At 35.7% G+C, this 18,114-nt stretch carries 20 protein-coding genes; 8 read left to right on the top strand and 12 right to left on the bottom strand.

The genetic code is table 11. The annotated features are described in order from the left end of the window. Positions 1-2: 2 nt before the first annotated feature. The 6 genes from secG to ACFOUY_RS05065 all read left to right on the top strand — a co-directional run bounded on the left by secG (position 3) and on the right by ACFOUY_RS05065 (position 7,220). A complete protein-coding gene (gene secG / locus ACFOUY_RS05090) occupies positions 3-365 on the top strand; it encodes a preprotein translocase subunit SecG (RefSeq protein ID WP_378959392.1) in 363 nt (120 codons plus the stop codon). A gap of 167 nt (positions 366-532) precedes the next feature. Beyond that, on the top strand, positions 533-2,188 hold the full coding sequence (locus ACFOUY_RS05085; protein WP_378959391.1) for a S41 family peptidase: 1,656 nt from the start codon (positions 533-535) through the stop codon (positions 2,186-2,188). A 442-nt stretch (positions 2,189-2,630) separates the two neighbouring features. Further along, on the top strand, positions 2,631-2,921 hold the full coding sequence (locus ACFOUY_RS05080; protein WP_029281770.1) for a co-chaperone GroES: 291 nt from the start codon (positions 2,631-2,633) through the stop codon (positions 2,919-2,921). A 78-nt stretch (positions 2,922-2,999) separates the two neighbouring features. Further along, positions 3,000-4,637: a chaperonin GroEL gene (gene groL / locus ACFOUY_RS05075; RefSeq protein WP_378959390.1), complete on the top strand. Its 1,638-nt coding sequence runs from the start codon at positions 3,000-3,002 to the stop codon at positions 4,635-4,637. Between the two features lie 279 nt (positions 4,638-4,916). Then, positions 4,917-5,579: an MgtC/SapB family protein gene (locus ACFOUY_RS05070; protein ID WP_378959389.1), complete on the top strand. Its 663-nt coding sequence runs from the start codon at positions 4,917-4,919 to the stop codon at positions 5,577-5,579. 213 nt (positions 5,580-5,792) lie between these two features. Further along, positions 5,793-7,220, top strand: coding sequence for an L-serine ammonia-lyase (locus tag ACFOUY_RS05065; RefSeq protein ID WP_378959388.1), 1,428 nt, complete (start codon positions 5,793-5,795; stop codon positions 7,218-7,220). Here the strand turns inward: ACFOUY_RS05065 and ACFOUY_RS05060 are convergent, their stop codons facing one another. From ACFOUY_RS05060 to ACFOUY_RS05005, 12 genes are all read right to left on the bottom strand, one after another. Beyond that, a complete protein-coding gene (locus ACFOUY_RS05060; RefSeq protein ID WP_378959387.1) occupies positions 7,221-8,087 on the bottom strand; it encodes a cupin-like domain-containing protein in 867 nt (288 codons plus the stop codon). A gap of 51 nt (positions 8,088-8,138) precedes the next feature. Then, entirely contained in the window at positions 8,139-9,047 is a 909-nt protein-coding gene (locus ACFOUY_RS05055) for an AEC family transporter (RefSeq protein WP_378959386.1), read from the bottom strand. Positions 9,048-9,128: 81 nt separating this feature from the next. Next, positions 9,129-9,602, bottom strand: coding sequence for a Dps family protein (locus ACFOUY_RS05050; RefSeq protein WP_378959385.1), 474 nt, complete (start codon positions 9,600-9,602; stop codon positions 9,129-9,131). A gap of 80 nt (positions 9,603-9,682) precedes the next feature. Next, positions 9,683-10,903 carry a DEAD/DEAH box helicase gene (locus ACFOUY_RS05045; protein ID WP_378959384.1) on the bottom strand — a complete coding sequence of 407 codons (1,221 nt, stop codon included), beginning with the start codon at positions 10,901-10,903 and terminating at the stop codon, positions 9,683-9,685. Between the two features lie 387 nt (positions 10,904-11,290). After that, on the bottom strand, positions 11,291-11,740 hold the full coding sequence (locus tag ACFOUY_RS05040; protein WP_378959383.1) for an Hsp20/alpha crystallin family protein: 450 nt from the start codon (positions 11,738-11,740) through the stop codon (positions 11,291-11,293). 55 nt (positions 11,741-11,795) lie between these two features. After that, complete coding sequence (locus tag ACFOUY_RS05035; RefSeq protein ID WP_378959382.1) at positions 11,796-12,182, bottom strand: glycosyltransferase; 387 nt, start codon at positions 12,180-12,182, stop codon at positions 11,796-11,798. Between the two features lie 2 nt (positions 12,183-12,184). Continuing rightward, positions 12,185-12,421 (bottom strand): hypothetical protein, encoded by a 237-nt coding sequence (locus tag ACFOUY_RS05030; RefSeq protein ID WP_378959381.1) that lies wholly within the window; start codon positions 12,419-12,421, stop codon positions 12,185-12,187. 5 nt (positions 12,422-12,426) lie between these two features. Beyond that, positions 12,427-12,699 carry a hypothetical protein gene (locus ACFOUY_RS05025; RefSeq protein ID WP_378959380.1) on the bottom strand — a complete coding sequence of 91 codons (273 nt, stop codon included), beginning with the start codon at positions 12,697-12,699 and terminating at the stop codon, positions 12,427-12,429. 251 nt (positions 12,700-12,950) lie between these two features. Then, positions 12,951-13,301: a hypothetical protein gene (locus ACFOUY_RS05020; RefSeq protein WP_378959379.1), complete on the bottom strand. Its 351-nt coding sequence runs from the start codon at positions 13,299-13,301 to the stop codon at positions 12,951-12,953. Positions 13,302-13,311: 10 nt separating this feature from the next. Continuing rightward, complete coding sequence (locus ACFOUY_RS05015; protein ID WP_378959378.1) at positions 13,312-13,863, bottom strand: RNA polymerase sigma factor; 552 nt, start codon at positions 13,861-13,863, stop codon at positions 13,312-13,314. 242 nt (positions 13,864-14,105) lie between these two features. After that, a complete protein-coding gene (locus ACFOUY_RS05010; RefSeq protein ID WP_378959377.1) occupies positions 14,106-15,041 on the bottom strand; it encodes a TolB-like translocation protein in 936 nt (311 codons plus the stop codon). An 86-nt stretch (positions 15,042-15,127) separates the two neighbouring features. After that, positions 15,128-15,886 (bottom strand): DUF4197 domain-containing protein, encoded by a 759-nt coding sequence (locus tag ACFOUY_RS05005; RefSeq protein ID WP_378959376.1) that lies wholly within the window; start codon positions 15,884-15,886, stop codon positions 15,128-15,130. A 358-nt stretch (positions 15,887-16,244) separates the two neighbouring features. Here ACFOUY_RS05005 and ACFOUY_RS05000 point away from each other — a divergent pair, with 358 nt between their 5' ends. Together ACFOUY_RS05000 and ACFOUY_RS04995 are read left to right on the top strand one after the other, a co-directional pair. Then, a complete protein-coding gene (locus ACFOUY_RS05000; RefSeq protein ID WP_378959375.1) occupies positions 16,245-16,823 on the top strand; it encodes an RNA polymerase sigma factor in 579 nt (192 codons plus the stop codon). After that, positions 16,816-18,084, top strand: a complete 1,269-nt coding sequence (locus ACFOUY_RS04995) for a hypothetical protein (RefSeq protein WP_378959374.1) — start codon at positions 16,816-16,818, stop codon at positions 18,082-18,084. Before ACFOUY_RS05000 ends, ACFOUY_RS04995 begins: the two co-directional genes overlap by 8 nt. Positions 18,085-18,114: the final 30 nt, after the last annotated feature.

The following is an 18,114-nucleotide window of genomic DNA, read 5'->3' as shown; positions in this document are numbered from 1 at the left end:
TCATGATAACCTTTTTAATTATTTTATTAATTGTTGCTTGTGTTGCTTTAGGCTTGTTTGTATTAGTACAAAACCCTAAAGGTGGTGGTTTAGCAACAGGTGGTGGTACCAGCAACATGTTTGGTGTACAACGTACTGGCGATGTTTTGGAAAAAGGCTCGTGGTTTTTGTTGGCACTTATTGTGGTGTTAACCTTATCTATTACAACTATCGCTAAATCTGGTGGCCCTGCAGCTGCTACTGGTAACACAGAAATTCAGGATCGTTTAAATAAAATGCCTTCACCTTCTCCAATTGGTGGGGGTGCAACAAATAATGTAGCGCCTGCAAAACCTGCTCCAACTGCAGATACAACGAAAAAGTAATTTAGACCTACAAGATATTTAAAAGCTTTCCTCAAAAGGGAAAGCTTTTTTGCGTTTAGCTTTTTATATATGCTGTGTTAATTTTTGTTAAAAGTCAGCTTAAAGCCAGAGAGGCCAGAAACATAATGTTTGTTAGTTCTTATATTTAGAGAACTAATTATTGAAAAATGAAGGAGCTTATTGCCATTATAATACTTTCCATTACTTCTTTTGTATCGTTCGCTCAAGCCAGTATTTCAGAAACTACTAAAACTGAAACTTTTATTAAAATCTGGGGATTTCTAAAATATCATCACCCTGTTGTTGCTAAGGGTAAAATAGATTGGGATAATGAGTTTACTAAAAGAATTAAGGATTTTAACGCCTTAAATTCAAAGCAAGAAATTAACCAATATTACATCACATGGATTCGAAGCCTTGGAAAGCCTGATGTCTGTAAAGATTGCCAGTTTGAACCAAAATCAGGCTTAAAAGCGAATAGTAATTTTGAATGGCTTAAAGATTCATCAGTTTTTGACAGAGAATTGATTGATGAGTTAGTGAATATTAGAAATAACCGAAATCAAAAGTCTAATTATTACGTTAGCCAGGTAAAGGGCGTTGGAAATACGAATTTTGAGAATGAAAAAAAATATCCCGATTCCATTTATCCATCTGCAGAAATGCGGTTATTAACACTTTCCCGTTATTGGAATATTATCAGTTATTTTTTTCCTTATAAATATAAAACCAACCAGCCATGGAGTGCTGTTTTGGTGGAAATGATACCGAAATTTAAATATGCTGCTGACACAACTTCTTATCATTTGGCGATACTTGAGTTAACAGCAAGGATTGATGATAGCCATGGGAAATTTGCAACACAGTATACCAATAAATATTTTGGGTTTAAGTGGGTTCCTTTTAATTTTAAGATTATTGATGATAAAGCTGTTGTAACGGGCTTTCACAATGAAGAATTGAGCAAAAAAGATGATGTAAGGATTGGCGATGTTTTTGTGAAAATTGGTGGATTGAGTGTCGAAGATATTTTAAAACAAAATTCGAAATTTATAGGTGCTTCAAATCAAGCCATCAAGCTGCGAGACGCCGCCTATAATATTTTATTTAACGGCCAAAGCAACAAAGTTGAGACCGAGTTTGAGCGAGCCGGAAAAGTAGAACAGAAAATAATTTCAAGATATGGTTACAATGAAATAAATTATAAATGGAATATTAGTAATCGTGCAGATACTAGTAAAATACTTGAAGGTGATATTGGTTATGTTAACATGGGAAATCTTCAGCTCAAACAAGTAGATTTAGTTTTAAACGGTTTAAAAAACACAAAAGCAATTATTTTCGATTTAAGAAACTACCCTAATTTTATACTTTATGAGATCGCAAATTTTCATAATAAAGAAAAGAAGCCTTTCGTTAAACGTATTATCCCAGAAGTAAATAATCCTGGAAATTTTACTTATGCCGATGTTCTATTTTGTGGAAGTAACAATTCTGAATACTACCAGGGAAAAGTTATTGTGCTTTGTAATGAGCAAACCCAAAGTCGTGCGGAATTTACATTAATGGCCTTGAAAACTGCTCCCAATATAATTGTAGTTGGAAGTCAAACATCTGGTGCTGATGGTGACGCAAGTGAAATAATTTTACCTGGAAATTTAAGGACAATGATTACCGGTACAGGCGTGTATTACCCTGATGGAACCGAAACTCAAAGAATTGGAATTATTCCCGATGTTGTGGTACAACAAACTATCGAAGGAATCAGGGCAGGTAAAGACGAAGTTTTAGATAAAGCTTTGGCAATTTTGAATAGGAAATAACATTACCAATTGAACTCTGGCTGATGTTTAACTTTTGGTTGATGTTATCACCATAACAATCTATTACTTTTTAATAACACCAATAATAAGGTCAGAAGAAATTTTTATTATTTGTTTAGCATTTTGAGTGGAAACATTTTGAGATAGTACCGCAACCTAAGCCATTTAAAGCCGATTGTATCGTAAAGCCGGGAGTGTAACGAGGACTTGAAGTAAAAAGTGGGGTCAACCTTAACCGAAGCAATACTAAAGCACCTTTTCAAATCATAATACTTGTCAATTAAGAAAAAACTTCCCTGCCAAGCTGGCACTTTATATTCCTGTATCGTTTGCAATTTGACAGTACAGGTGTAAATTTGTCCCTGAATGGTACTTGGCATAAAAAGTGTAATTGTATGCTTAGTTAAAAAACTTAAAATCAAAATAAAAAATAATAAAAGTTATGGCGTTAAACCTTAAACCAATTGCTGGCAGTTCGAACAGAGTTATTGTTGAACCGGCTGCGGCAGAAGAAAAAACTGCATCGGGTTTGTATATCCCTGATACTGCAAAAGAAAAACCATCTAAAGGAACTGTAGTTTCTGTTTCTGAAGAGGATGCTGACGGTAAAAAAGCGAGCGTAAAAGTTGGCGATGTTGTAATTTATGGTAAATACGGTGGTACCGAATTCCCTTACGAAGGTAAAGATTACCTAATTATGCGTGAAACTGATATCTACGCTGTAGTTGGATAATAATAAGTAGAAAGTTAAATTTATAACACGATGAGATTTTAAAAATCGTAAATCGTAATTCTAAAATCGTAAATAAAAATGTCAAAACAAGTAAAATATAACGTGGAAGCACGTGACGCCCTGAAACGTGGTGTTGATATCTTAGCTAATGCTGTAAAAGTAACTTTAGGCCCTAAAGGTCGTAACGTAATCATCGATAAAAAATTCGGTTCTCCGGCTATTACTAAAGATGGTGTTACTGTTGCAAAAGAAATCGAATTGAAAGATGCGGTTGAAAACATGGGCGCTCAAATGGTTAAAGAAGTTGCATCTAAAACAGCAGATATTGCTGGTGACGGAACAACAACTGCAACGGTTTTAGCTCAGGCAATTATTACTACAGGTATTAAAAACGTTGCTGCTGGTGCAAACCCAATGGATTTAAAACGTGGTATTGATAAAGCTGTTGCTGCTGTTGTAGAGAACTTAAAAGCTCAATCACAAACAGTTGGTGAAGACAATAACAAAATTAAACAAGTTGCATCTATTTCGGCTAACAACGATGAGGTTATCGGTTCGTTAATTGCAGAGGCAATGAGCAAAGTTGGTAAAGATGGTGTTATAACTGTTGAAGAAGCAAAGGGTACTGAAACTGAAGTTAAAACAGTTGAAGGTATGCAATTTGATAGAGGTTATTTATCTCCATATTTTGTTACTAATGCAGATAAAATGGAAGCTGAATTAGAAAATCCTTACATTTTAATCTACGACAAAAAAATTAGCAACATGAAAGAATTGTTGCCAGTTTTAGAAAAAACTGTTCAAACTGGTAAGCCTTTGGTTATCATTTCTGAAGATTTAGATGGCGAAGCTTTAGCTACTTTAGTAGTTAATAAAATCCGTGGTTCACTGAAAGTTGTTGCTGTAAAAGCTCCAGGTTTTGGTGATAGAAGAAAAGCAATGTTAGAAGACATCGCTATTTTAACTGGCGGTATCGTTGTATCAGAAGAAAGAGGTTATAAATTAGAAAATGCTGATTTAACTTATTTAGGTTCGGCTGAAAAGGTTGTTGTTGATAAAGACAATACAACTGTAATCAACGGTGCTGGTAACTCAGAAGATATTAAATCTCGTGTTAGCCAAATTAAATCTCAAATTGAAACAACTACTTCTGATTACGATAAAGAAAAATTACAAGAGCGTTTGGCTAAATTAGCTGGCGGTGTTGCAGTTCTTTATGTTGGTGCGGCTTCTGAGGTTGAGATGAAAGAGAAAAAAGACCGTGTTGATGATGCTTTACATGCAACTCGTGCAGCTGTAGAAGAAGGTATTGTTGCTGGTGGGGGTGTTGCTTTCATTCGTGCGGTAGAAGCTCTTGCTGACCTTAAAGGTGCTAACGAAGATGAGAATACTGGTATTCAAATCATTCGTCGTGCTATCGAGGAACCATTACGTCAAATTTGCGAAAACGCAGGTATTGAAGGTTCTATCGTTGTACAAAAAGTTAAAGAAGGAACTGCAGATTTCGGTTACAATGCCCGTACTGATGTTTATGAAAATTTAATTGGTGCTGGTGTTATCGATCCAACTAAAGTTTCTCGTGTAGCATTAGAAAATGCAGCATCTATTGCAGCAATGTTATTAACAACTGAGGTTGTTTTAGCAGATGAGCCTGAAGAAGGTGGTGCTTCAGCACATCCTCCAATGGGTGGCGGTGGCATGGGTGGTATGATGTAATCAATCACTCTATAAATTTACGAGTAAAATTAAATCCCCCAAAACTAATGTCTTGGGGGATTTTTTGTAACAAAGAAATTGTTTAGGGGTCTATTTTTCAATTAATTAACTTTAAAAGTCATTATTCTGAATACCTTTTTAAAATAGAAATGGTTAAAATATTACCTCTTTTAATTTTAGCAATGGCTTTACCAATTATTACATTAAAAACTTTACCCATCTAATAGTCATTATTCAATTATAATTTTCGAAATTAGTCTTTATTGGAAACTGAAATGTATGACGCAAAACTTTTTTGAGCACGAATATTTTATCACACAAAGTGAAGTTAATAAATTCTTATTGGCTACATTGTTATGTGGCTTAATTGGCGCTGAACGGGAATACAGAAGTAAATCTGCAGGTTTAAAAACCATGATGATGATTGGCTTGGGCGCTACGTTATTCACTATTTTATCTATAAAAATTGGCCCAACAAGTCAAGATCGAATTGCTTCTAACATCGTAACTGGAATAGGTTTTCTTGGTGCAGGCGTTATTTTTAAAGAAGAAAACAGAGTGAAAGGATTAACCACGGCTTGCATCATCTGGATAGTGGCTGCAATTGGTATGGCTGTTGGTTCTGGCTACTACGAACAGGCAATTGGTGTTACAATTGTGGTGCTTTTAGCCTTAATTATTTTTCCCTTTATTGAAGAAATTGGAGATAGACGTTTTACCAAAAGGCTTTATCGTATTGTGAAAAAGCAGCATAAACATGGCAATTTAGAAAGCTATGAAGAAGTTTTTAGAGAAAGCAAACTAAAACCTCAGCGAGGCAAACATCAATTGGTAAATAATACAATTACCGGGAACTGGACTGCAACAGGAACGCCCAAAAATCATAAGATATTTGTAGAACGGATGTTAAAGGATGAGGATATCATAGAGTTTGATTTCTAGGCTGCGGTCAAGAACTATCTGATAACTGCCAGTATTGTAGAAAAAATCAAATCTTAACTTATTTCGAAGGCAATTTTTGCAAAAGATAACGATATCTATAAATCAATAGATGTGTAATTTTGAAGATTAATTTAGTCATTTAATTAAAAACTATTATAGCTTTGTTTAACGGGTTTACATGCAAAATTGATAATCTGTAACTAACTATTCATAATGATAAAGGAACAAATTTCAGTTTTCGATATTTTTAAAATCGGCATTGGTCCATCAAGTTCGCATACGCTTGGGCCTTGGCGAGCTGCACAGCAATTTACCGCTTCGCTAAAAGAGAATAATCTATTAGAAGATGTAGAAATGATAAAAATATTGCTTTATGGCTCGCTTGCTAAAACAGGCAAAGGCCATGGAACTGATGTTGCAATATTATTGGGTCTAAGTGGCGCCGATCCCGTAACTTTCGATGTTGATGCGGTAACACCAACTTTCGAAGCCATCCAAAGAGATAAAAAATTAAGCCTTGCAGGCGATTTAATTATCGATTTCGATTACGATAATGATTTACTTTTCTTATTTGCCGAAAGCCTTCCTTTTCACCCAAACGCAGTTACTTTTCAGGCTTTGTTTAAAAACGGAAAGGCTTTTTCTGAAACTTATTATTCTATTGGAGGTGGTTTTGTGGTAAAAGAGGGGGAAGATAATAGCCAAAAAGTTCAGGTCGATTTACCTTTTCCGGTAGAGAAAGCAAAAGAACTTTTGCACTGGTGTTTATCAACAGGTTTAAAGGTGAGTGAAATTGTAATGGAGAATGAACTTGCCTGGCGACCAGAATCGGTTACAAAGGCTGGTATCCTGCAACATTTCGCAGTAATGAGGGATTGCATTTATCGCGGTTGCCATACAACAGGTTTCTTGCCAGGTGGATTGAATGTTGCCAGAAGGGCTTTTCCTCTAAATAAAAGACTGATTAGTAAATCCGAATACCACGATTATAATTCATGGCTTGAAGCCATTAGAAAAGGAGGAAATGGTTTTAATTATACATTAGACTGGGTAAGTTGTTTTGCGCTTGCTGTTAATGAGGAAAATGCTTCATTCGGGCGAGTTGTTACGGCTCCAACAAATGGGGCAGCGGGCGTAATTCCTGCAGTTTTGCAATATTTTATCACTTTTTGCGATGGTTATTCTGAAGAAAAAATAATTCAGTTTATTGCCTGTGCATCAGAAATTGGAAGTATTTTCAAAAAAGGTGCAACGATCTCGGCTGCAATGGGCGGTTGCCAGGCCGAAATAGGCGTTTCTTCTGCGATGGCTGCGGCTGCTTTAACGGAATGTTTAGGCGGCTCTCAACGGCAGGTTTTAATGGCAGCAGAAATCGCTATGGAGCATCATTTAGGCTTGACCTGCGACCCAATTGGAGGCTTGGTTCAAATTCCTTGTATTGAGCGGAACACGATGGGTGCAATTAAAGCCATTACGGCAAGTCAACTTGCTTTGCAAAGTAATCCTGATAAGGCAAAAGTGAGTTTAGATGCAGTTGTTAATACGATGTGGGAAACCGCGCTGGATATGAACGCGAAATACAAAGAAACATCAGATGGTGGTTTAGCTACAAATATTCCGATTAGCTTGCCAGAATGTTAATTAGAATCGTTCTCCGAATACTTCTCTAATTTTACATAATATTCCAGCACTTTTAGCGAAAGCGTAATGCATATTTGATTTAAGTAGTCCTTGATCCTTTTTAATTGTATAAATGTCTTTTGTCCAATCATCAAAGTTTCTGGCATTCAATTGATCGAATATCAGTGAAATATTGTGCCCCATTCCAACAGTAGTATGCCATACACCGTTAGGAATAAATATGGTTTCACCTGGTTCAAGAATAATCTCTAACGGGGTTGCTTTTTTATAATCAGGATACTTCTCTAAATCAGGATTTAAAATGTTTATAGGCGAAAGGAAGCTATCGAAACCTTTTTCTCCCGCGTATAGATAATCATCTTGACCATGAGGAAAGACAACAAATTTTTTCTGCCCATATAATTGAGTGATCCACGCATTAGTATGAAAAAAATCTTTATGAAGGCTATATTGGTTGCCTTTGCCGCCAATAAATAATTGTATGTTTTTTCCATACTTGCCATAAGGAAAGTTTTTTGAAGCAAACCAGTTTGGCCTTGAATAATTAATGTGAATTGGATCTAAATACTTTAATAAATCTGGTAATTGTTTAGGTATTTCGAAAAGGATAGGATATGGAGCTGGATTTTCTGGAGTGCTATTCTTTGTGATTTCTAAAATCTCATTCATCGTGTAGTTGATACCGCCAGAAGTAGTTGTTTGATTTCCAAAGTTTTTACTAAAAAAATCAGGGGTGAATATTGTATTTGATTCCCATGCTAATGTAGCATTTTTAAAAACTACTGGGATTCTCTTTTTAAGATGTTCGTCTACAAATTCTTGATATGAAATATCATCTTTTTTTTCAACTTTTGTGAAGTGGGACATTATCGTTTATTTAGAATTACTAATATAGTTTATACAATTTTAAAATTGAAATTATAATTTTAAAGAACTAATTACCAGCCACCACAAGCCTGTTGTTACAAATGATAATAATATTCCAATTCCAACAACTAAATTAGAAACCTTTGGGTTTAAATTATACTGATCTGCAACAACGCCAGCAGTTAATAAAGTTGGCATTGCCATTTCAAAGATGGTAATTTTGGTTATCATTCCATTCATCCCTAAAAGCAGAGCAATAAGCAAAACAGAAAGTGGAGCCAAAATAAGCTTGTAAAGTAGCGCAAAGCTGATGTGTTTCAGTTCGCTAAACCAACCGCCAAATTTCAGTTGTAAACCAATAGAAAACAACGCCAGCGGGCCAACAGTTCCAGCGAGCTTATCAAATAAAGGATCTAAAGTGGTAATATCTAAATAGCGAGGAATAATCAGCGCTAAAAAACAGCCAATTAGTGGCGGAAAGGTTAAGACCTTTTTAAGAACCAATTTTGCACTTAACTTCTGTTGTTGCGACGAACGAATCGCTGTAATTATTCCAATGGTTGATAAAAGCGTAAAAGTAACCTGGTCGCAAATGATTGCAATGGCCAATTCTTTCTCGCTGAAATAAGCAACAATTAAAGGGAAGCCGATAAACGAAGTATTACTTAAAGAACTGACCAATTTTAAACCACCAGATGTAGCTTTACTTATTTTGCCAAAGCGACTATAAAACGTAATAAACAGCCAGCCAAGCATCCAGACACAAACTGGAGCAAGTGCTGGAAAAAGCAAATCTTTTGTCCAGTTAATGTGTGGCAAATACTTAAATGAAACAGCCGGCAAAGCGATATAAATTATCCAGGCATTAATGCCTTTGTGTGCATCTTTAGGTAGGGTTTTACTCTTTCTAAAAAGAATTCCAGCCAGAATGCATAAGCCGATAAGAATGAAGTTTGCCATTGATTGGGGCAAATATAATCTATAAAAGAAAAACGCCAATAAGAATAATCCCCATTGGCGTTCAAAAAAATAATTTAAATCTTATTTCAAATGGGCTCTTAAAAACCAGGCCATTTCTTCGTGGCTCTCCATTAAACCAGTAATAAAATCACTTGTTCCGGCATCGCCATAATCATTAGCTATTGGGCTAATATTTCCTCTAATAAACTCAATAATAGCTTCGTGGTCGGCTAATAAGTCTTTAATGTAACCTAAACTATCATTATGTCTTTCACTATACTCGGTTAAGTGAGTTAAAGCCAAAAAGTTTTTTAAGGTAGCTGGTGCATAATGACCAATTTTACGAATACGCTCTGCAACGCTATCAATAAATTCATCTAATTGATTATACTGATCTTCGAAAAACTTATGCTTTGCTAAGAAATCAGCACCTTCAACATTCCAATGTGCATTACGTGTTTTGGTGTAAAGAACATATTCATCGGCCAATAATTTAGCCAATTGTTCCGAAACAGCTTGCCTGTTTTCTCCGGTTATTCCAATTTTTGCATCCATTTTATAATTCTTTAATTAAGCTAATTTACTCTTAATTGTTTTAAAAAATGGATGTAAAATATCATGAAAGTGTTAAATAACTAGCTTGTTGGTTTTGGCTTTTTCTTATGCCAAACCTTTTTCTTACCGTTATTCTGATGCGGTCTTTTCTCTTCAACATTAGTAATTTCCATTGCTGCAATAGCCTCAGGCAAAGGCATGCGTGGAACTGGTTTTTCAATCAGTTTCTCAATATTATCAAACTTGCGTTTATCTCTGCCGTTAACCAAAGTAATCGCTGTTCCTTTTGTAGCCGCTCTTGCAGTTCTACCAATTCTATGAACATAATCTGCTGGGTCGCCCGGAACATCATAATTGATAACCAAATCAATTCCTTCTACATCAATACCCCGAGATAAAACATCTGTTCCGATTAAAATAGGCAATCTTCTATTCTTGAAGGCCAATAAAATATCTTCACGCTCTTTTTGACCCAAATCCGAATGGAAAGCTTCAGCTTTAATACCCAAACTCTTAAAGGTTTTGTAAAGCGCCTTAACTTTATCTTTTGTCGAAACGAAAATAATACTGCTCTTATATTGGCCGCTTTTAAAAATCTCAGTTAATAAAGCCTGTTTCTGTTGGTCGTGAATATTATAAGCCTGCTGGTCAATTCCTTCTGCAGGTTTAGCAATTGATATGGTAATTTGCTGTGGTTCATGTAAAATTTTAGCCGCCATTGTTCTAATTTTCGGTGCCATTGTGGCCGAAAATAATAGCGTTTGTCTTTTCTTTGGCAGGTAGCTAATGATGCGAATAATATCATCATAAAAACCCATGTCTAGCATTCTATCTGCCTCGTCTAAAATTAAATGCTGTAAATGCTCTAATTTTAAAACACCAGAGGATAAATGTGCCATTAAACGACCAGGAGTAGCAATAATGATATCAACACCATCACGCATTGAACGTTTCTGCTGTTCATACGCAATGCCATCGCCACCTCCATAAACCGCAAGCGAACTGATGTTGGTGAAATAAGCCAATGCCTCTACTTGTAAGTCAATTTGCTGGGCAAGCTCTCGTGTTGGTGCTAAAATTAAAGTATTATTGTGTCTATCAGCGGCACGACTAATTTTATCCATTACCGGCAAAAGGTAGCTTGCCGTTTTTCCTGTACCGGTTTGGGCACAAGCAATAAGGTCGTGATTATCTAAAATTACAGGAATAGCTTGTTCTTGTATCGGAGTAGCGCTTTTATACCCCATGGCCATCAGGCCTTCGTGTAAATCTGGGTTAAAGTTAAAGTCGTTAAAATTCAATCTGTTGTATTTATATCTTTTAGCAAAAGTACCTCAAATTAAGCCGAATAGCAAACGACATTTTTATCAAATTTTAATATGGATTTGGAAAGCAATGTTCTGTTCCTTTCGGAGAAATCAGTCCCGCTCTCACTACAATCTTTTTCCCCAAGTCCCCTTTGGGGATTTAGGGAATAAAAAGTATTTTCGTACAATCGGGTTTAGAGAACTAAAACTGTGCAAGCAACCTAGTTTGCACTTGTCCATACGAGTTACTCAGGATTACAAATCTCCAATAATAAAATAATTCCCAGCTTTCTGTGTTCCTTGGCAAAAAAACTGCAAAAAACATAACCTAAAAAAGTCCCGATTTTCGTCGAGACCCTGGGAAATTATAATAGACAAAAATTAATCCACCTGAATATTTTTCGCTGGCGTATTCGTTTCGGGGTTTTTCGGAAGGGTTACTTTCAAAATGCCATCAGTATAACTTGCTGAAATGCTTTCGGTAATTACTTTTCCGTTTAAAGCAAAAGCTCTTTCAAAAGCGCCGTTGCTGTATTCTTTTCTGCTAAATTTCTCTTTTGTGTTATCGTCATCTTTCGGGCTATAAGAAATGGTTAAAACATCATCTTTGGTTACCACCTTTAAGTGTTCTTTAACTAAAGCCGGGGCAAAAACATGAACGATAAAACTATCTTCAGTGTCTTCAATATTTGCAGGTACTTTTCTAAATGCGGCACCAAACATTTCTTGTGCATGTTGGGTAAATCTGCCGTGGCGACCGCCAAATCTTCCTCTCGGCCCAAAACCTCTGTAATCCATTTTGCCGTTGTGGCATCTATTTTCGTTGTACATTTTTTAAATTTTTATGGTATGCTAATTTGTTAATTCATTGGCCGTGGCCAATATTTTAATTGGAAACACCGTATTGTGTTTTCGAAATTCCCAACATTTGGGTAATGATATTGGCGAAAGGATAAGCGGGAGAGAAAACCGCGTAATCAAATTTCAATCCCCTTATTTGCCCTAGTATATCATCAATAAACCTCATAGGCTCTAAAAGCGCCGTAATTAAACCCGATTTTGGTTTTTCATTCTCATTTTCGTTCCTGTTGAAAATATCTAAATTATTGGTGTATGCCTTAAAATTGGCGCCAATCTCCTCAATGGGTTGTTTAAATTCTTCAGAACTAAAGAATGTTACTTGTTCGCCACGGGTAATCAATTCGCTTGCTAAGTTTAAAATTGGATTAACCTCGTTGTGCGATGGGCTGCTTAAAAATAGAACCTGCGACATTTTTACTTATTTGCTTTATTTACACTATCTATTGGAGTAATTGCACTATCTGCGCCTCCTTTTTTATGGTGACTGAAACCGTGATTTCTGCGATAATCACGATTACAATCTTCATCGTGATAGTGCCTGTTTTTAAAATCTAATCTATCGCGATAGCCGTTTTGAATAGCCAATACATTTAAGCTGTAAAATGTTGCTCCTGCTACAATTAGTGCTAATATTATTCTAAATGCTTTCATTGTTTTTAGTAGTTTACGTTAATGTTTTGAACCGGACTATTTCTCTCCACTGTTGGTGTGTACCACTGGTTATCAATCGGCGTAATCTGACTGAAATGATTGTTGTTTTGGTACATTTCAAAACGATGCATGAAATGTCTTCTTTTTGAATGCGCAAACATTCTAAAAACCATTCCGATGACCATTGCAATTAGAATAAACTTAAATATGAATGGAATGAAGAACGCCGTTGCACCAAGTACAATTCCGAATCCTGTAGCTTTTAATATCTTTTTCATCTTGTTATCTGTTGTTATTTAATACAGTAGACGGAGGAACTTTATTTTTACTTTAAGATTTTTGAAAATGTTTTTTAACCAGTTAAGAAAAACCTCACCCTATCAAAGCAAGATCGAAATTAAAAGTGTAGCGCAATCCATCATTGAAGAGAAGAAGCAAAAGATTGGGTTAAACAGAAGAAATGAGAATGCTTTAGGTTTTTAACAATAATAGCTCATAAAAAAAGCCAACTTTTCAGCTGGCTTTAAAATTATTCCTTATTCCGATGGCCCCAACCGCCGCAACGGCGCTTGTATTCTTCTTTAAATTTGGCTCTTTGTTCCTCATTCATGCCATCCCACTTAGAACGTAATGTCCATGCTTTTTCTCGGAAACGATTACCCGGACCGCCGCCGCCTTTGTTAAAATTGCCAAACAGCAATCTGCATAAAACCAATAAGCCAATTGCCTGCCAAAAATTCAATTGCCCACAGTGCGTCACTTCAGGCAAAATCCAGTTCCATAAATACATCACTATAAACCCCAAAGCAGCTGCAATTAATGCTACAACGGGTAAAAAGAAAATGAATTTCTTGCCCTTGCTAAACTTTCTATTTCTCATCTTCTGCAAATTAATAGTTAATAAATTCTTGATATAAATTTTGTAAACGGCTGCGCAAGTGTTTCACTGCGTAACCTTTTCTAGATATTAAGGTTTTAATGTTTTCGCCAGTTTCATCTGCCAGTTCCTGAAAAGTTCGGTCTTCCAATTCGTTCTGTACAAAAACATAGCGTTGATTTTCAGGTAATTCTTCCAGCGCCAGAAATAGCTGATCCCAGAAAAGTTTCTTTAAACTTTCCTCTTCGGGGGAGAAAGATTCGGCTAATAAAATCTCTCTGAAATTAATTTCACCATCTTCATCCTCATAGCTCAAATCTTCAATTAGAACATCTTTTTGCTTACGATAACGGTCGGTAATTTTATTTCGGGCCACACGATAAAGCCAGCCACCAATTTGTTCAATTGCACCAGCTTCCGGCTGATTGCTCAATTGATACCATACATCCTGCAAAATATCTTCCGCATCCTCATCCGTATTCACCCGACCTCGGATGAAACTGAACAAGCGTTTACCATAATCGGCAACCGTAGAAATGATATTTTGAGATTCGTTTGTTGGCACTAATTTTCGCTTTATAAACTAGTAGACGGATGAAGCTCAATATTACTTTAAATTTTTTTATTTTTTTTCGAAACCGTTGGTTAGGGTTTTTGTAACTGAAGATTAAAAATCCCCAAAAATGAGGAACATATAAATTTGTCATTCTGAGCTTGTCGAAGAACCTTTTAGATTCTACTTGCGGCATTTCGACAAGCTCAATGAAACAACTACTTCTAAAAACAAATCTATAAAAAAGTTAAAAATTACTTTAATGCACCCGTAGGGTTCGTTCCCTTGTCAACAACTGTTTTAATGTTGCCGCTTAAATCAGCAACATAAATCTTATTTTCTGTAAATGGTTTTTCGGCACCACTGTAAAAGATTCTATCATCAGCCGTAAGAAAAACGTAAGGAACATTCATCCCTTTTGGCGAAATACGTTCTACTTTTTTACTGGCTAAATCTAAAATATAAACGGCTTCACTAGGGCCAGTTAATCCATCCATAATATCTGTATTGCCAGCATTAAAAATCAACTTCTTGCCATCTTTCGAATAAAAAAAGCGATTACTACTCGATAAAGAAAATTCCTTTCCAATTAAATCAATGATAGATTTTGTCTCAACTAATTTTCCTGAAATATCGAAAGTGTAAAGATTGACTAAATCATGCGCAACTAATTGGGTTTCGTTTTTCCAGGTTGGCGAATACACATTAATTTTCGATTCATTATCCAGTATTATAAAACCCGTATTATCAGTTTTAATGATACCAACTTTCCAAAGTTTTTTATCGTTAAAAATATTAAAAGCAATTGCGTTTCCACTTGGCGACCACACCGCTTGATAGTAGTTATCATTATTTACCTTTAATTGCGATTGGCTTTTATTCTCCATATCAGCCACCCAAATAGTTCTGTGTTCCGCACTATCTAAAACAGTGTAAGCTAACTTATTTCCGTCTGGCGAAATCGCAGGATTAGTAGCGCCACCAAAAGAAATTTGTTTCAGGGTGTCGATGCTAGTCGCTACAATTTTGTTTCCATCTTGATAAGCCAAACCGAAATTTTTGGCGCTTAAAGAAATGGTATCAAGCATTGCTGTTGGTTTCTCCGTTGCTTTATTATTAGAATTACAAGCTGCAAATAAAGCTAGGCAAGGAATAAGAAGTGCTGCCAAATAGGTGTTAAACTTAGTCATATACAATTTTACAAATAGTTTTTAAACAAAAAAGATTCAGGCGCTTACGAAACCTGAATCTTCTGTTTTTATGATTTTAAATAGACTTAACTTTTTTTCTTGTCGGCATAGCCGAATACCTTTTGCAATAATGTAGAACTTCTTGAGCTAAAATTATCTCTAATTTTTAACTCCTCTTTCGCCACTTCTATAAATAAACCATCTATTGCTTTTTGAGTTACATATTCAGTTAAATTGGTATTTACTGGTTTTACCAAGGGCAAACGATTGTATTGAGAGGTTAAATCGCTGTAATATTTAGTTGCATTTACTTTGCTTAAGCTTGTTGTTACAATCGGACTAAACTTTTGTATTAATTGAGCAGTAGTTACCCTTTTGAAATATTCTGTAGCTGAGTTTTTATTACCTAGAAGGATGTTTGTGGCATCAGTTAAAGTCATGCCTTTAATTGCGGAAATAAAAATTGGTTTTGCTTCTGTGGCCGCATCTTCTGCAGCACGATTTAAACTGGTAATTACATTATCGCAAAGTGAATTTAATCCGATGCTACGAAGTGTTTTTTCTACCTTTTGTGCCTCAGGTGGCATGAGGATTTTAACAGCCAAATTACCTAAAAAACCATCTTTAACAGATAATCTGTCTGCTCCGGCAGAAACGCCAATTTGTAAAGCTTCCTTTATACCTTGTCCAATTTCTAAAGTAGATGGTGTTCCAGTAGCGCTCGTTGTTGTCGATTTTTCGGTTACTTTTTTAAAAATGTCGCTCAGTTTAAATTGGGCGTTGGCATTTAGACTAGTAAATAATATTAATGCTAGGGATGCAGATAGAATATTAATTTTTTTCATTTTGTGTGTATTTGGTTTTGCTATGCAAAACAACTGCCATAAATAATTATTTTCAAAGATAAAGGTTTGTGAAAAAGGAAAATGTTAAAATTTATTTTGAGCCATGTATTTTGCAATTAGCCATTAAATATTTAAAAGAAAGTGGCCACCCAATCCCACTGAAGTGGAAATGCTTTTATTAACCTATTAATTTTTAAAAGATTGCAACAAAAGGCGGGACTGCTGCAACCGATTAACACAGCAACCTGCTTTTCAAAAAAACAACAGGCGATTTATCCCTAAATATTTAGTTTATAACCCATCACTCAGAAATATTTTTTATACTTGAAAGATTATTCGATATAGCAACCCAATTTTTTTGAAGTTTATAAAAAACACAGCTGGAAACCACCAGCAGGACGATGCCAAATTAATTGCTGAGTATAAAAACTCAGGCGATTTAGACTCGTTGGGTACGCTTTACAATAAATATATGCATTTGGTTTTCGGAGTTTGCTTAAACTATTTTAAAGATGAAGAGCAAAGTAAGGATGCGGTAATGCAGATTTTTGAGGAATTGGTAACCAAACTTAAAATTCATGAAGTGCAGAATTTTAAAAGTTGGTTACATGTTTTAACCCGAAACCATTGTTTAATGGCACTGAGGAAATCTGCAAAGCAAAATAACGTTTCTATTGATGATACTTTTGTGGAAAACACGGAATTTGTGCATCTGGATATTGACAACACAAAAGAAACGCAACTTACCATTATGGAAAAGTGCATGGAAACCTTGCCGGAAGAACAGCGAAAAAGCTTAGATTTATTCTATCTGCAAGAGAAATGCTATAAAGAGGTGGCTGATATTACTGGCTACGAGATGCTTAAGGTTAAAAGCTATATTCAAAATGGTAAGCGGAATTTAAAGATTTGTATAGAGAAAAATAGCAGTGAATAACGATTGGTTAGATATTGATGTTCTGGAAGATTACCTGGATGGTAAACTTGATGCCAAGGCTATGCACTTTGTAGAAAGGCAGGCTTTGGATGACCCTTTCGTAGCGGAGGCCCTCGAGGGCTTGAAGCAAGCTCCGAAACGTAGGCAAATGCTTTCTATACTTCAAAAACAGCTTCATGATAGGGTTTCTGCTAAACCAGTTAAGCGCAAACTTTGGGGGATTACAACCCAACGTTTAAGTATTGCCGCAACCGCTACGGTTGCCTTTATCGCGGTTAGTATTTTGTTTTTTATGCGTGAAACAAATCGCAGAAATGCAGAAGTTGCTTCGCGAAAAGCAAGTGGTGTTGTCGTAAATTTAGATTCGAATACGGCTTTAGCAGCAATCGAATCCAAGAAAAGTGATTCTCCTGATAACGCTTCTAAAGCTGCCTTAATTGATAAGGCTATTGTTGACGCTAAAACGGGTGACCTGGCTAAAAATACAAAATCAGCTCCAGTTTTAAAAAATGCTGAAAGAGAATTTGTAGAAGAGAAAGTTTCTCAAAGTGTTGCGCTTAGCAAAGCTAAGGCAGAGAGTTTTTCTGCTAGAAAACCTGTGCAGGCTGATGAAGCAATAATTGCTGCTGCACCTACTCTTTCTGGAAATAGCATGATTTATAGTGGCAATGTAGTTACACAAAATGGTCTGCCTGTTCAAGGTGCGATAGTAAAATTAGAAAACTCTAAAGCGGTAACGGCGACTAATGCAAGTGGATTTTTTACTTTGCCTATTGATAGTGCAAGTAAACTTAATGAGGTTGTAATTACAGCCCAAGGTTTTAATGATAAAGCTGTTACTACCGACCCAAATGCAATTCGAATGGCGTTATCTGGTGATAAATCTTTAAATGATATTGCCATAATTACCGGCTCCAACGGCAGAAAGAAAGAATCTGTTGTGCCGCAAAAAATTGTTTTAAGAGCTGTAGAAAATTTAAATAAATCTGCAGAAGAAATAACAAAGCCCGTTCCTGTTTCTACAATTAATTACGAGCAATATTTAGAAAGTAATAACAAGCTTCTTAATTCGAAAGGGCCAGCGCAATATGTTATTGTTAGCTTTAAGGTTAAAAAGAATGGTAGGCCAACGAATGTTGTTGTGATTAAATCGCTAAATAAACAGGCTGATTCGGAAGCCAAACGGCTTATCCAAAGTGGGCCAGATTGGGTTTTACCAAAAAAAGGAACTGATTTGGTTGAGTTGAGCGTTAAATTCTAATTAAAGTATTACATCTTTTTCTCTTAAAAA

Source organism: Pedobacter jamesrossensis, assembly GCF_042650905.1.
In the GTDB taxonomy this organism is placed as follows: Bacteria; Bacteroidota; Bacteroidia; order Sphingobacteriales; family Sphingobacteriaceae; genus Pedobacter; species Pedobacter jamesrossensis.
The sequence above is the reverse complement of the archived record's forward strand: the minus strand, read 5'-3'. Positions and strand labels throughout refer to the sequence as shown.

What these genes read in the sequence shown, in the direction of transcription:
- secG (WP_378959392.1), top strand. Translation starts at nt 3, where the DNA reads ATGATAACCTTTTTAATTATTTTATTAATTGTTGCTTGTGTTGCTTTA.
- ACFOUY_RS05085 (WP_378959391.1), top strand. Translation starts at nt 533, where the DNA reads ATGAAGGAGCTTATTGCCATTATAATACTTTCCATTACTTCTTTTGTA.
- ACFOUY_RS05080 (WP_029281770.1), top strand. Translation starts at nt 2,631, where the DNA reads ATGGCGTTAAACCTTAAACCAATTGCTGGCAGTTCGAACAGAGTTATT.
- groL (WP_378959390.1), top strand. Translation starts at nt 3,000, where the DNA reads ATGTCAAAACAAGTAAAATATAACGTGGAAGCACGTGACGCCCTGAAA.
- ACFOUY_RS05070 (WP_378959389.1), top strand. Translation starts at nt 4,917, where the DNA reads ATGACGCAAAACTTTTTTGAGCACGAATATTTTATCACACAAAGTGAA.
- ACFOUY_RS05065 (WP_378959388.1), top strand. Translation starts at nt 5,793, where the DNA reads ATGATAAAGGAACAAATTTCAGTTTTCGATATTTTTAAAATCGGCATT.
- ACFOUY_RS05060 (WP_378959387.1), bottom strand. Translation starts at nt 8,087, where the DNA reads ATGTCCCACTTCACAAAAGTTGAAAAAAAAGATGATATTTCATATCAA.
- ACFOUY_RS05055 (WP_378959386.1), bottom strand. Translation starts at nt 9,047, where the DNA reads ATGGCAAACTTCATTCTTATCGGCTTATGCATTCTGGCTGGAATTCTT.
- ACFOUY_RS05050 (WP_378959385.1), bottom strand. Translation starts at nt 9,602, where the DNA reads ATGGATGCAAAAATTGGAATAACCGGAGAAAACAGGCAAGCTGTTTCG.
- ACFOUY_RS05040 (WP_378959383.1), bottom strand. Translation starts at nt 11,740, where the DNA reads ATGTACAACGAAAATAGATGCCACAACGGCAAAATGGATTACAGAGGT.
- ACFOUY_RS05035 (WP_378959382.1), bottom strand. Translation starts at nt 12,182, where the DNA reads ATGTCGCAGGTTCTATTTTTAAGCAGCCCATCGCACAACGAGGTTAAT.
- ACFOUY_RS05030 (WP_378959381.1), bottom strand. Translation starts at nt 12,421, where the DNA reads ATGAAAGCATTTAGAATAATATTAGCACTAATTGTAGCAGGAGCAACA.
- ACFOUY_RS05025 (WP_378959380.1), bottom strand. Translation starts at nt 12,699, where the DNA reads ATGAAAAAGATATTAAAAGCTACAGGATTCGGAATTGTACTTGGTGCA.
- ACFOUY_RS05020 (WP_378959379.1), bottom strand. Translation starts at nt 13,301, where the DNA reads ATGAGAAATAGAAAGTTTAGCAAGGGCAAGAAATTCATTTTCTTTTTA.
- ACFOUY_RS05010 (WP_378959377.1), bottom strand. Translation starts at nt 15,041, where the DNA reads ATGACTAAGTTTAACACCTATTTGGCAGCACTTCTTATTCCTTGCCTA.
- ACFOUY_RS05005 (WP_378959376.1), bottom strand. Translation starts at nt 15,886, where the DNA reads ATGAAAAAAATTAATATTCTATCTGCATCCCTAGCATTAATATTATTT.